The organism is Streptomyces sp. NPDC015130, from assembly GCF_043080005.1.
Classification (GTDB): domain Bacteria; phylum Actinomycetota; class Actinomycetes; order Streptomycetales; family Streptomycetaceae; genus Streptomyces.
In genome coordinates this window covers 118,819-131,698 of record NZ_JBIBVC010000012.1, presented here as the reverse complement: position 1 = coordinate 131,698, position 12,880 = coordinate 118,819, and the positions used below count along the sequence as shown (strand labels likewise).

Sequence of the window (12,880 nt, the reverse complement as noted above, 5' to 3'; positions counted from 1 at the left end):
GGCTCCGTGGACGACGACCGGGGCCTCTCCTGTGGGGGGTGGCGGCCCCGGTCGTCTCCCTTTTCCGGGCCCTTTGCGCGCCCCTCCCCTTCTCCGTCCGACACCACCCGTCCGGGTCCGGGCGCAGCGCACCCTTTTCACTGTCAACCGACAGTTGACACCCCGAGACTGTCAACCTACGGTTGCCTTATGACGAATCCAGTCGCTCCGAAGGTCCCCATCCGTCTCGACGAACTCATCGAAGCGATCAAGAAGGTCCACCCCGACGCCCTGGAACAGCTCTCCGGAGCGGTCCTGGCCGCCGACCACCTCGGCGACGTCGCCGACCACCTCATCGGCCACTTCGTGGACCAGGCCCGACGCTCGGGCGCCTCCTGGACCGACATCGGCCGCAGCATGGGCGTCACCCGCCAGGCGGCCCAGAAGCGCTTCGTCCCCAAGGAGCCGGACGCGGAGAAGATGGACCCGAACGCCGGGTTCAGCCGCTTCACGCCCCGCGCGCGGAACGTGGTCATGGCCTCCCAGAACGAGGCGACGGCCGCGGGCAACGCCGAGATCGTCCCGGCCCACCTGGCCCTGGGCCTGCTCGCCGAGCCCGAGGGGCTGGCGGCGCACTGGATCACCTCGCGGGGCGTGACCCTCGACCAGGTCCGCGAGGCGGCCGCGGCGACCCTGCCGCCGGCCGTCGACGAGGCGCCGGCGCTCGTCCCGTACGACGCGGCGGCGAAGAAGGTCCTGGAGCTGACGTTCCGCGAGGCGCTGCGCCTCGGCCACAACTACGTCGGCACCGAGCACATCCTGCTGGCGCTCCTGGAGCACGAGGACGGCAAGGGCGTCCTGACGGACCTCGGCCTCGACAAGGCCACGGCGGAACGCGAGATCGCCGAGGCGGTCGCCTCGATCGCGATCCAGGCCCCGGACGCTCCCTAGGTCCTGTCGTCACACTCCCGTCGCCCGCCCGAAGGGCGGGCCCTGCGGGCGGCAGGTGCGTGCGTCCGGTGCGGCGAGAGTGCGTGCATGGCGTCGCGGGGCAGGCGGGACTTTCGCAACACGCCCTAGGCGGTACGGGCCCGCCGGGAGACGACCGCGCGGAGCACGCGGCCGCCCTCGACGGAGAGCTCGCGGGCACGGCGCAGGCCGGTCGGGCCGTGGGCGGCCGTTTCGAGGACGGCCTGCTGGCGGCGGAGCTCCCCGGCGAGCAGCGGGCCCGCACCGTCCGCGTCCCCGGCCCGGCAGCGCTCGACGAGTCCGTCCGGCACCCCGGCGGCGTCGAACCCGCCGTGCAGGGCGAGAGCGGTGGCGGAGCAGGCACCGGCCCAGGAGCGGAGGGCCTCCACGGTCCACGCCGGCGGGGCGGACGCGAGCATCCCGCGTACGGCCCCGGCGTCCTCCGTACCGGCCGCGCCCAGCTCGACGAGGGCCTTGGCGACGGCCTCGCCCCAGGCCGCCCCGTCGCCGCGCGCGACGGCCGCCCACACGGGCCGCAGGGCGTCGCCCCCGTCGGAGTCGAGCAGCGGCAGACAGCGGTCGAGACAGGCGAGACCGGCCGCGGCCAGCCCTCTCTCGTCGGCCCCGTCGATCAGTTCCAGCAGGCTCCGGCCTGTTGCTGTCCTCGCCGACGTCATGGACGCCTCCTCGCCACCCGAATGCGGACGCAGTACTTCCACTTACTGCGCCGAGCGTCGCTATTTCGTCACTGTGCGGCCGGAATCATGCCAGTGGCCTTGGTGTGCTGCATAGAGGTCAGACGCCGGACGAAGAGGATCGCGAGGACGGCGGCGACGATGTCGACGGCATCGCCCACGAGGAGCCAGTCGGCCGCGGTGACGTACGCCTCGGCGGTCTCGGCCCGGTCGAACAGGCGGGACGCGAGCCGGCCGAGAGCCATGTCGACCAGGAAGACGGTCCACCAGGCATGGAGCACCAGGAGCTCACCGCTGCCGTCGGCCGCGTACGGGTCCCGGCGGCTGGCGCGCCAGGTGTCGGCGGCGACCCCGTACGGGATCCAGATGAACGCGATCGGGACGAACCAGCCGCCGATGGCCCAGCCGGGCTTCCACCTCTGCAGGTCCGGGGCCCAGACCCCGGCGTTCAGACGCAGCCGGTGGAACCAGATGATGAAGACGGTCGCCGTCGCGAGCAGCAGCAGGTTCTGCAGGCTCCAGGCCACCGTCAGCGCCAGTTCGCCCCCGTACCCCTCGGGATCGGGGTGGCCGGCCAGGGCGCCGTCGAACAGGGACCGGAGGTCGAAGGTCGCGATCAGGCTGAAGGCGTCCGCCAGGATCGTGGCGCCGAGCAGGGCGACGACGGCATGCGAAAGACCGTTCGGATTGCGGAGCATGGGTGTGCGTTTCCCCCCAGGGACGTACGGCGCCCCTCCCCGAGGCCCCGGCGGCGGCCGGGCGGGCGCCGCCGGGGGAAGGTACGCGACCCGGGGGCAGCGCGTCCACAGAGACGCAGGTCAGCCGCGTACCTGTGTCGCCAGCGCCCTGAACTGGTCCCACGTCAGGGTCGGTGTCCTGGAGTCCCAGACCTTCTGGGCGAGGGCCGTCAGGGGCAGGCGGATGCCGTTCGCCACCTGGGTCGGGGTCTGGGCGTTCGAGAGGTCGCACCAGACGGCGAAGCGGGCGCCGAGGATCTGGGGGGCGTAGCGCGCCGGGACCGGGGTCGTGCCGCGCAGGACCAGCGGGGTCCACTGCTCGTAGATGCGGCGGCCGGTGGGGTACGTGAAGTCGTTGGGCTCGCCGAGGACGTAGTAGAGGTACTCGTCGTTGAGGTTCACGACCCGGCGCCCCTCGGCCAGGTACTCGGCGGGCGGGCGCGCCCCGATCTCCTTGCCGGTCCAGTACTCGACCTCGATGCGCTTGTCGGCGGTGACGACACCGCCCCGGAAGAACCCGTCGTTCCAGGCCTTCGCCACCTTGCCCTCGCCGCGCACGACCGCTGCCCGGTCGTTCAGCCAGCCCTCCGCCAGGTCCTGGACGCCGGCCTGGGCCCCGTACTTCTCCCGGGCCGCCGCGGCCAGCTGCGGATACGAGGCGGAGGGGTTGCGGACGGTCAGCGCCTGGTACTCGTCGGCGCCGACGTGGAACCAGCCCCCGGGGAAGAGCGCGGAGTACTCGCGCAGCAGGTCGTCGACGATCCGCGCCGAGGCGGGCTTGGAGATGTCGATGGCGCCCTGCCGCGGGACCCCCTGGACGTTCCGCAGCTGGAGGTCGGGGTGGGCGCGCAGCACGGCGCCGAGGTGTCCGGGCGAGTCGATCTCGGGCACGACGGTGATGTGCAGGCTCTGCGCGAGGGCGAGGATCCGGCGCACCTCGGCCTTGCTGAGGTGCTGGGCGGAGACGATCTCGGGGTGGGAGTCCGAGGCGATCCGGAAGCCCTGGTCGTCGGAGAAGTGCAGGCCGAACTGGTTGAGCTTGAGGTCGGCCATCTCGCGGAGCCGGTCCTCGATCCAGCCGGCCGTGAAGTACTTGCGGGCGATGTCGACGTTCAGGCCGCGCTGGGGCTTCGCGGGCGCGTCGGTGACGACGCCCTCGGGCATGGCCCCGGTGGCCTTGACCGACTGCTTGAGCGTCCGCGTGCCGTAGAAGACCCCGGCCTCGTCGGGCCCGCTGATCCGCACCCGGCCGTCACGGACGGTCATGGTGTACGACTCCGGGGCACCCGTCCCGCCCAGGGCCAGCTCGACGTCCCCGGGACCGGCGGCGACGGCGCCGCGGTACGGCACGCCGAGCTCCCCGGCGATCAGCTTCCCCTCGTCGGCGAGGCCCGCGCTGTTCGGGCCGAGCACGATCCCGGCCGTGGGCGCGGGCTTCCAGCCGGGGCCGCGGGCGGCCTCGTGGTCGCGGACGGCCGGGATGACCCGGGGCTCGGTCGAGAGCGGGTACGTCCGCGTGGGGGTCGGAGTCGGCGTCGGGGAGGGCGGCGGCTGCGCGCTGCTCGGCGCGGCGCTCGTCGCCGTGGCGCCCGAGGACCCGGACGGCGTCGGCGACCCGGACGGAGAGCCGCTCGAACAGGCCGCCACGGTGACCAGTGCCACCGCGGCCGCCATCAGCGCGGAGCCCCGGCGGGGCACCCGTATGGAGTACCGCATCAATCGGAATCCTTCCCTACGGAACACGCTCCGGCCAATCGGGGGCGCCCCGAAAGGGTGACGGAGGGCCGACGGGAGACCGACGCGAGGGCGGTGGAACCGCAGACGGGTTCCCGATCGTCCATCACTTGTTCCGAAACTCTCCCTTCCGGGTGAAATTCGTGCATCCGTCGGACACTTCCCTCGTCCCGTCGATAACGTTCAGTCACGCCCACCCCGCCCGTCCCGGAGTACCGGAGCCCACGCTGACCAGCGACACCCACGCCCCCTGCCGGAAACCGGGCTCCACGGACACGCCTGCCATACCCGCCCAGAACCGGGGCCCCTCCGTCCGCGGCCTCGCGGGCTTCAACGCCGCCTCGCCCGCCGAGGCCGAGGCCCTGCTCCTCTCCTGCTGCCACAGCCCCCGGTGGGCCGAGCGGGTGGCCGCGCACCGTCCGTACCCGACGGTCGACGCCCTGCTCGCCGCCGCCGACGAGGCGGGCTACGACCTGAGCCGCGCCGATCTCGACGGGGCACTGGCCGCCGAGTCCTCCGCCCCGCCGCACCCCGACGCCCCGCCGGCGGCGCGGACCGCGCTGCGCGCCGCCCATGCCGCGTACGAGAGCAGCTTCGGGCACGCGTTCGTGATCAGCCTTGAAGGAGTAAGGCCAGGAGAGCGTCTCGACCAGGTTTTGGCAGGCATTCGGTCACGTCTCGGCAACGAACCTGAGGAGGAGCGGGTGATCGCCGCCGACGAACTGCGGCGGCTCGCCCGCGCCCGGCTGGCCTTCCGGCTCGCCGAGGGCCTCACACGGCGACACTCCGAAGCGTGATTCCGACCGGAACAGGGCGATTTCGGCTTGTGTGATAGCCCGTCCGTGCCTGTTTGATCACACCGATGGACCCCGCGCGAGCGAACCGACAAGTCGTCGCTACGATGACCGGGGCCGGTGGACCGTACCCGGCCGGGTCAGACCGACAGAGAAGCCGGCCGACCCTGATCCCCGCTCCCGGAGGGTTTTTCCGTGCCGGCTGGAACGCTGTACCGCGGCCGGGAAGGAATGTGGAGCTGGGTGGCTCATCGAGTCACCGGCGTCCTCATCTTCTTCTTCCTGTTCGTACACGTGCTGGACACCGCTCTCGTCCGCGTCTCCCCCGAGGCGTACGACGAGGTCGTCGCGACCTACAAGACGCCGATCGTCGCTCTTCTGGAGTACGGCCTCGTCGCAGCCATCCTCTTCCACGCGCTGAACGGCCTCCGGGTCATCGCCGTGGACTTCTGGTCGAAGGGCCCGCGCTACCAGAAGCAGATGCTCTGGACCGTCGTGGGCATCTGGGTCGTGCTGATGGCGGGCTCGCTGTACCCCGTCCTCGGCCACGCCGCACGTGAACTGTTCGGGAGCTGACGCCAGATATGTCCTCTGACACCACCTCCGCCGCCATCGGCCCCGTCGAGGGCGCCCACTACGACGTGGACAACCCCGCGCCGTACATCGAGGCCCCCCGCAAGCGCACGGGCAAGACCCCGCGCGCGACCCGCGGCAACTTCGAGATGGCCGCATGGCTCTTCATGCGCCTCTCCGGCGTGGTCCTCGTCGTCCTGGTCCTCGGCCACCTGCTGATCCAGCTCTTCCTGGACGGCGGCGTCTCCAAGATCGGCTTCGCCTTCGTGGCCGGCCGCTGGGCGTCCCCGTTCTGGCAGGTCTGGGACCTGCTGATGCTCTGGCTCGCCATGCTGCACGGCGCCAACGGCCTCCGTACCGTCATCAACGACTACGCGGAGCGGGCCAACACGCGCCTGTGGCTCAAGGGCCTGCTGTACACCGCCACGGTGTTCACCATCCTTCTGGGCACGCTGGTGATCTTCACCTTCGACCCGAACATCCGCTAGGCACGGGGCTGAGGTAATCCACGTCATGAAGATCCACAAGTACGACACCGTCATCGTCGGCGCCGGTGGCGCCGGCATGCGCGCCGCCATCGAGGCGACGAAGCGCAGCCGCACCGCCGTGCTGACGAAGCTCTACCCCACCCGCTCCCACACGGGCGCCGCGCAGGGCGGCATGGCCGCCGCACTGGCGAACGTGGAGGAGGACAACTGGGAGTGGCACACCTTCGACACGGTCAAGGGCGGTGACTACCTGGTCGACCAGGACGCCGCCGAGATCCTGGCGAAGGAGGCCATCGACGCCGTCCTCGACCTGGAGAAGATGGGCCTGCCGTTCAACCGCACCCCGAACGGCACCATCGACCAGCGCCGCTTCGGCGGTCACTCCCGCAACCACGGCGAGGCCCCGGTCCGCCGGTCCTGCTACGCCGCGGACCGCACCGGCCACATGATCCTCCAGACGCTGTACCAGAACTGCGTCAAGGAGGGCGTGGAGTTCTTCAACGAGTTCTACGTCCTGGACCAGCTGATCACCGAGATCGACGGTGTGAAGCACTCCGCGGGCGTCGTCGCCTACGAGCTGGCCACCGGCGAGATCCACATCTTCCAGGCCAAGGCCGTCATCTACGCCTCCGGCGGCACCGGCAAGTTCTTCAAGGTGACCTCCAACGCCCACACCCTGACCGGTGACGGCCAGGCCGCGTGCTACCGCCGCGGTCTGCCCCTGGAGGACATGGAGTTCTTCCAGTTCCACCCGACGGGCATCTGGCGCATGGGCATCCTGCTGACGGAGGGCGCCCGCGGTGAGGGCGGCATCCTCCGCAACAAGGACGGCGAGCGCTTCATGGAGAAGTACGCGCCGGTCATGAAGGACCTCGCGTCCCGTGACGTCGTCTCCCGCTCCATCTACACGGAGATCCGCGAGGGCCGCGGCTGCGGTCCCGAGGGCGACCACGTCTACCTGGACCTGACGCACCTCCCGCCGGAGCAGCTCGACGCCAAGCTCCCGGACATCACCGAGTTCGCCCGTACGTACCTCGGCATCGAGCCGTACACGGACCCGATCCCGATCCAGCCCACCGCGCACTACGCCATGGGCGGCATCCCGACGAACGTCGAGGGTGAGGTCCTCTCGGACAACACCACCGTCGTCCCGGGCCTGTACGCGGCCGGCGAGGTCGCCTGCGTGTCGGTGCACGGCGCCAACCGCCTCGGCACCAACTCGCTCCTCGACATCAACGTCTTCGGCAAGCGTTCGGGCATCGCCGCGGCCGAGTACTCCGCCAAGGCCGACTTCGTCGAGCTGCCGGAGAACCCGGAGTCCCTCGTCGTCGCGCAGATCGAGAAGCTGCGCAACTCCACGGGCAGCGAGCGGGTCGCCGACCTGCGCCGCGAGCTCCAGGAGACGATGGACGCCAACGTGATGGTGTTCCGTACCGAGCAGACCATCAAGACGGCCGTCGAGAAGATCGCCGAGCTCCGCGAGCGCTACGAGAACGTGGCCATCCAGGACAAGGGCAAGCGCTTCAACACGGACCTCCTGGAGGCGATCGAGCTGGGCAACCTGCTCGAACTGGCCGAGGTCATGGCCGTCTCGGCCCTCGCGCGCAAGGAGTCCCGCGGCGGTCACTACCGCGAGGACTACCCGAACCGCGACGACGTCAACTTCATGCGCCACACCATGGCGTACCGCGAGGTCGGCGAGGACGGCTCCGAGACCGTCCGTCTCGACTACAAGCCGGTCGTCCAGACCCGCTACCAGCCGATGGAGCGTAAGTACTGATGGCTACCCCCGTACTGGACAAGGTCGAGGCCGAGTCCGCCGCCTCCCCGTACATCACGGTCACGATGCGGATCCGCCGCTTCAACCCCGAGATCTCGGACGCCTCGGTCTGGGAAGACTTCCAGATCGAGATCGACCCGAAGGAGCGCGTCCTCGACGCCCTCCACAAGATCAAGTGGGACGTCGACGGGACGCTGACCTTCCGTCGCTCGTGCGCGCACGGCATCTGCGGCTCGGACGCGATGCGGATCAACGGCAAGAACAGGCTCGCCTGCAAGACGCTGATCAAGGACATCAACCCCGAGAAGCCGATCACGGTCGAGGCCATCAAGGGCCTGACGGTGCTGAAGGACCTCGTGGTCGACATGGAGCCCTTCTTCCAGGCGTACCGGGACGTCATGCCGTTCCTGGTCACCAAGGGCAACGAGCCGACGCGCGAGCGCCTGCAGTCCGCCGAGGACCGTGAGCGCTTCGACGACACCACCAAGTGCATCCTGTGCGCCGCGTGCACGTCGTCCTGCCCGGTCTTCTGGAACGACGGCCAGTACTTCGGTCCGGCCGCGATCGTCAACGCGCACCGCTTCATCTTCGACTCGCGTGACGAGGCGGGCGAGCAGCGCCTGGAGATCCTGAACGACAAGGACGGCGTGTGGCGTTGCCGCACGACGTTCAACTGCACCGACGCGTGCCCCCGTGGCATCGAGGTCACCAAGGCCATCCAGGAAGTCAAGCGCGCGCTGATCACGCGCCGCTTCTGACATCTCGTTCGGCTGCAAAAGCCCGCTTCTGTACGCTCAGCGTGCAGGAGCGGGCTTTTTCCGTTGCGGAGCTGTGTGGAGAGCGGGGACTGATGAGCGAGCCGAATCCTTACGCGGACGGCGAGTACCAGTGGGGGCCTGGCCAGGGGGCCGGGACGCCTGCGTACGGGTATCCGCAGGACGCGACGCCGGGCCCGGGGCCGTACCAGGCGCCCGCCTACCAGCCGACGCTGCCGGGCGGGGTGGTCGTGCCGCCGCAGTACCCGACGGGCGGGGCGCCCTCGTTCGCCCTCGGGGACATCAGCGTGGTCGGCGACCAGATCCTCACCCCGGCCGGGCCCATGCCGCTGCGGGGCGCGGTGTGGAACGCGATGGACCTGTCGCGCACCGAGGAGAAGATCTCCACGGTCGGCATCGTGCTGGCCTGCCTCTTCGTCGCGGCCTGCGGCCTGGGCCTGCTGTTCCTGCTGATGAAGGAACAACAGACGACGGGCTTCGTCCAGGTCACGGTGAACAGCGGCGGCAAGCACCACTCGACGATGATCCCGGCCGCACGCCCGGACACCATCCACTGGGTGATGTCCCAGATCAACTACGCGCGCTCGCTGAGCATCTGAGCCGGCCTCGGAGACCCGGTCAGTCCCAGTGGCGGGTGCTCTCCGCGCTCTCGGCCTCGACCATGATCCGGCGCAGCAGGTCGTTGAGCTGGTTCCGCTCCTCGGGGGAGAGCACGCCGAGGATCCGGTACTCCTCGTGGCCGAGGACGTCCATCGCGCCGAGCCAGGTCTGCCGCCCGGTGCCGGTGAGTTCGACGACGACCCGGCGCCGGTCGGTCGTGGACTGGGTGCGGCGGACGAATCCCCGCTTCTCCAGGGCGTCGAGGCGGCCGGAGACGGAGGCGGGGGCGAGGTCGAGGTCCTGGGCGAGCTCGGAGGGCGCGGCGCTGCCGCCGCGGCCGGCGAGCTTGTGGAGGGTGTCGAACTCGTGGCGCTCCAGGTCGAAGTCGACGAGTGACTGCTCCCTGACCCGGCGGAGGTGGACGGAGAGCTTCTTCATCCGGGTGACGGCGCCCTCGACGACGGGGTCGAGGCCGGGCAGGACGGGCTGCCAGCGGGCGACGTGCCCGTCGGTCCAGTCGCGGGGTGCGCGGGGCTCCCGGGGTGCGGCGGGTTCGCGAGGCTCGCGGGGTGCACCGGATGCGCCGTTCTCGCCGGGGGCACGCGGTTCGTCTGAGGGCGCCATGAGCTGATCGTACGTCGAGCGGCGGCCGCGCCCCCGAGAAAGTATTTCGTTGACGAATTATTAGGCACCGAAATACTCTACGGCGCATGCCCGCCGCCCCCGAGCACACCCTCGCGCCCGCACCCGTCCCCCACCCCCTGCGCACCCGCTCCTTCCGCCTCCTCTTCACCGGCCGCGCCCTCTCCCTCCTCGGCGACGCGGTCATCCCGGCCGCCCTCGCCCTCGCCGTCCTGGAGGCCACCGGATCCACCTCGGCGCTCGCCCTCGTCCTCGCCTGCGCGATGGTCCCCCGGCTGCTCCTGCTGCCCCTTGGCGGCGTCGTCGGCGACCGCTTCGACGCCCGTACGGTCGCCGTCGTCACCGACCTCGTACGCTGCGCCACCCAGCTCCTCGTCGGCTTCCAGCTGCTCGGCGGCGCCCCGAACCTCGCCGTCCTCGCGGTCGCCGAGGCACTCGGCGGGGCGGCCGGGGCCTTCGCCTTGCCGACCGGCTCGCCGCTGGTGAAGGGAACGGTGGCGCCCGAGGCGCTGCAGCGCGCCAACGCCGCGATGAGCGTCGCCCGCAGCGTCAGCCGGCTCGGCGGACCCGCGCTCGCCGGCACCCTCGTCCTGACCGTCGGGCCCGGCTGGGCCTTCGTCCTGGACGGCGCCACCTTCGCCGTCAGCGCCCTGCTCCTGACGGCCGTACGGGTGAAGCGGGTACCCGTCCCGCGCCGCTCGCTCCGCGCCGACCTGGCGGAGGGCTGGCAGGAGGTCCGCTCCCGCGACTGGTACTGGGCCAGCCTCATCGGCCACAGCGCCTGGAACGGCGCCGCGGCCGTCCTCATGACCCTCGGGCCCGCCGTCGCCGTGCAGCGCCTCGGCGGCGGCACCACCTGGGTCGTCCTCCTCCAGGTCGGCGCCGTCGGCTTCCTCCTCGGCGCACTGCTCGCCGACAGGGCACGCCCCCGGCGCCCGGTCCTGACGGCGAACCTCGGGCTCGCCACGTACGCGCTGCCGCTGGTCCTGCTCGCCGTGGCCGCGCCCGCGCCGCTGACGATCGCGGCCTACGGGCTCGCACAGGCGAGCCTCGGCTTCCTCTCCCCCGTGTGGGACACCGCCGTCCAGCGGGCGGTGCCCGAGCACGCGCTCGCCCGGGTCACCTCGTACGACTGGCTGGTCTCCCTGGCCGCGATGCCGCTGGGCTACGCCCTGGCCCCGCTCGCCGCCTCCGCCTGGGGGCCCGAGGTCCCGCTGCTCGCCGCCGCGGTGGTCGTGGGCGGCTGCTGCCTCGGCACGGCGCTGGTCCCGGGGGTGCGGCGGTTCCGCTGACATCGGGCCGACACCCCCGGCCGTCCGGTCACGGCCGGGCGGGGAGCTCTCCGAGGAAGGCGGTGAGCAGCCCGGCGGTCTCGGCCGGGCGCTCCAGGGCGGGCAGGTGGCCGGCCCAGTCGAGGTCGAGCCGGCGGGCGGCGGGCAGGGTCCGGGTCAACTCGTCGGCGACGGACCGGAAGTCGGGCACGTCGTGGCCGCCGGCGACCACGAGCGCGGGGGCCGCGATCCCGGCGAGGTCGTCCGCCGCGACCCCGGCCGGGACGGGCGAGAAGGCGTCGGGGGCGGCCAGCTGGACCTCGAAGGCGCGCCGCTGCATCTCCCGTACGAGCGCGCGGGCGGTTCCGTCGGCCTCGGGCCCGAGCCAGGTGTCGACGTTGAGCTCGACGGCGCCGTCGAGGTCGCCCGCCTCCAGGAGTTCGTCCTCGCGGCCGCCCCAGGCCCGCAGCTCCTCGCTCGGCTCGAAGCCGGGCATGCCGGAGCAGAGCAGGGCGAGCGCGGAGACGCGTCCGGGGTGGCGGACGGCGAGCTCCAGGGCGATCTCGCCCCCGAAGGAGGAGCCGACGACGGCGGCGCGGTCGATCCCCAGGTGGTCGAGGAGGTCCCGGACGTCGTCGGCGTGGGTGTGCGCGGCGTCGACGGGGGTCTCACCGAAGCCGCGGAGGTCGCAGCGGACGACACGGTGGCCCGCCTCGGCGAGGGCGGAGAACTGCCCGTCCCACATCCGGCGGTCGCAGACCCCGGAGTGCAGCAGGACGACGGTCGAGGGGCCTTGGCCGGCCAGGTCATGAGAGAGCGTCACCCGGCGACCCTAGACGCGGCGGACGCGGCCGGCCACCGATTTGAACAGCCGACTTGAACACGTTCAAGAGGAGGTCTACAGTCATGCCCAACAGCTTTTGAACGCGTTCAAGGGAGGGTGGGGCATGGACCTCACTGTCGTCGCGTATGTCGTCTACCTGCTGATCAGCGTGGCCCTGACCATCTGGGTCGCCCGCACGCTCAGCCGCAACGGAAGGATCTTCCTCGCCGACGTCCTGCACGGGAACGAGAAGCTCGCGGACGCCGTCAACCACCTCCTCGTGGTCGGCTTCTACCTCGTCAACTTCGGCTTCGTCGCCCTCTACCTGAGCCAGGACGCGGCCGTCGTCGACACCCGCGCGCTCTTCGAGGCCCTCTCCGTCAAGCTCGGAGTGGTCCTGCTGGTCCTCGGCGTGATGCACCTGGCGAACGTCTACGTGCTCAACAAGATCCGCCGCCGCGGCATGATGGAGCGCGAGCACGTGCCGCCGGTCCGCCCGCAGGGCTGGACCGCCGCCCCCAAGGCCGGCCCCTGGGCCCCGCCCGCCCCGCAGGGCTGAACCGCCGTGCCGACCCCCGTGAGACGCCTGACCGTCCTGTACGACGCCGACTGCCCGCTCTGCGTGCACCTCAGGCACTGGCTGCTGCGGCAGCGGCAGCTCGTCCCGCTCGACCTCGTACCGGCCGGCTCGCACGAGGCCAGGCGCCGCTTCCCCGACCTCGACCACGCCGCCACCCTGCGGGAGATCACCGTGGTCGGGGACCGGGGCCAGGTCTACCGGGAGACCAACGCGTGGATCGTCTGCCTCTGGGCCCTCGCCGACCACCGCGCCAGGGCCCACTGGCTGGCCACTCCCGCCGGACAGCCCTTCGCCCGGGTGACCGTCCTGGCCGCCGCGAAGTGGCGCGAGGCGCTCAAGGGCCCGGACCGGGAAGGCGGGCCCGACGAGAGCGGGCCCCGCGCGCCCGGCCACTGCGGGACCGGGCACTGCGGAGTGCCCGGCCGGCCCGACTAGGCTC

General features: G+C 71.6%; 15 protein-coding genes. 10 read left to right on the top strand and 5 right to left on the bottom strand.

Annotation, left to right across the window (positions count from 1 at the left end; translation table 11 throughout):
- Window positions 1-189 precede the first annotated feature (189 nt).
- Complete coding sequence (locus tag ACF08F_RS24770; protein WP_392300729.1) at window positions 190-930, top strand: Clp protease N-terminal domain-containing protein; 741 nt, start codon at window positions 190-192, stop codon at window positions 928-930.
- A gap of 125 nt (window positions 931-1,055) precedes the next feature.
- Here ACF08F_RS24770 and ACF08F_RS24765 read toward each other — a convergent pair whose 3' ends face one another.
- From ACF08F_RS24765 to ACF08F_RS24755, 3 genes are all read right to left on the bottom strand, one after another.
- A complete protein-coding gene (locus ACF08F_RS24765) occupies window positions 1,056-1,625 on the bottom strand; it encodes a hypothetical protein (RefSeq protein WP_392300728.1) in 570 nt (189 codons plus the stop codon).
- Between the two features lie 68 nt (window positions 1,626-1,693).
- Window positions 1,694-2,341 (bottom strand): DUF4328 domain-containing protein, encoded by a 648-nt coding sequence (locus ACF08F_RS24760; protein WP_392300727.1) that lies wholly within the window; start codon window positions 2,339-2,341, stop codon window positions 1,694-1,696.
- Window positions 2,342-2,461: 120 nt separating this feature from the next.
- Entirely contained in the window at window positions 2,462-4,096 is a 1,635-nt protein-coding gene (locus tag ACF08F_RS24755; protein WP_392300726.1) for a glycoside hydrolase family 20 protein, read from the bottom strand.
- Window positions 4,097-4,341: 245 nt separating this feature from the next.
- Between ACF08F_RS24755 and ACF08F_RS24750 the strand changes: the two genes are divergently transcribed.
- The 6 genes from ACF08F_RS24750 (at window position 4,342) to ACF08F_RS24725 (ending at window position 9,124) form a co-directional block, all read left to right on the top strand.
- Complete coding sequence (locus tag ACF08F_RS24750; protein WP_392300820.1) at window positions 4,342-4,911, top strand: 2-oxo-4-hydroxy-4-carboxy-5-ureidoimidazoline decarboxylase; 570 nt, start codon at window positions 4,342-4,344, stop codon at window positions 4,909-4,911.
- 192 nt (window positions 4,912-5,103) lie between these two features.
- Complete coding sequence (gene sdhC, locus ACF08F_RS24745; RefSeq protein ID WP_015035721.1) at window positions 5,104-5,484, top strand: succinate dehydrogenase, cytochrome b556 subunit; 381 nt, start codon at window positions 5,104-5,106, stop codon at window positions 5,482-5,484.
- An 8-nt stretch (window positions 5,485-5,492) separates the two neighbouring features.
- Window positions 5,493-5,969, top strand: a complete 477-nt coding sequence (locus tag ACF08F_RS24740) for a succinate dehydrogenase hydrophobic membrane anchor subunit (RefSeq protein ID WP_055641724.1) — start codon at window positions 5,493-5,495, stop codon at window positions 5,967-5,969.
- Between the two features lie 25 nt (window positions 5,970-5,994).
- Entirely contained in the window at window positions 5,995-7,749 is a 1,755-nt protein-coding gene (gene sdhA, locus ACF08F_RS24735; RefSeq protein WP_392300725.1) for a succinate dehydrogenase flavoprotein subunit, read from the top strand.
- A complete protein-coding gene (locus tag ACF08F_RS24730; RefSeq protein WP_187741978.1) occupies window positions 7,749-8,507 on the top strand; it encodes a succinate dehydrogenase iron-sulfur subunit in 759 nt (252 codons plus the stop codon). The genes sdhA and ACF08F_RS24730 overlap by 1 nt, the downstream gene beginning before the upstream one ends.
- Before the next feature lie 92 nt (window positions 8,508-8,599).
- Window positions 8,600-9,124: a hypothetical protein gene (locus ACF08F_RS24725; protein WP_392300724.1), complete on the top strand. Its 525-nt coding sequence runs from the start codon at window positions 8,600-8,602 to the stop codon at window positions 9,122-9,124.
- A 19-nt stretch (window positions 9,125-9,143) separates the two neighbouring features.
- Here ACF08F_RS24725 and ACF08F_RS24720 read toward each other — a convergent pair whose 3' ends face one another.
- On the bottom strand, window positions 9,144-9,749 hold the full coding sequence (locus ACF08F_RS24720; protein ID WP_392300723.1) for a MarR family winged helix-turn-helix transcriptional regulator: 606 nt from the start codon (window positions 9,747-9,749) through the stop codon (window positions 9,144-9,146).
- A gap of 86 nt (window positions 9,750-9,835) precedes the next feature.
- On the opposite strand from ACF08F_RS24720, the gene ACF08F_RS24715 reads away from it, so the two are divergent.
- On the top strand, window positions 9,836-11,059 hold the full coding sequence (locus ACF08F_RS24715; protein WP_392300722.1) for an MFS transporter: 1,224 nt from the start codon (window positions 9,836-9,838) through the stop codon (window positions 11,057-11,059).
- Between the two features lie 28 nt (window positions 11,060-11,087).
- Here the strand turns inward: ACF08F_RS24715 and ACF08F_RS24710 are convergent, their stop codons facing one another.
- Window positions 11,088-11,861 carry an alpha/beta fold hydrolase gene (locus ACF08F_RS24710; protein WP_392300721.1) on the bottom strand — a complete coding sequence of 258 codons (774 nt, stop codon included), beginning with the start codon at window positions 11,859-11,861 and terminating at the stop codon, window positions 11,088-11,090.
- A 124-nt stretch (window positions 11,862-11,985) separates the two neighbouring features.
- On the opposite strand from ACF08F_RS24710, the gene ACF08F_RS24705 reads away from it, so the two are divergent.
- Entirely contained in the window at window positions 11,986-12,420 is a 435-nt protein-coding gene (locus tag ACF08F_RS24705) for a hypothetical protein (protein WP_392300720.1), read from the top strand.
- Window positions 12,421-12,426: 6 nt separating this feature from the next.
- Window positions 12,427-12,876, top strand: coding sequence for a thiol-disulfide oxidoreductase DCC family protein (locus tag ACF08F_RS24700; RefSeq protein WP_392300719.1), 450 nt, complete (start codon window positions 12,427-12,429; stop codon window positions 12,874-12,876).
- Window positions 12,877-12,880: the final 4 nt, after the last annotated feature.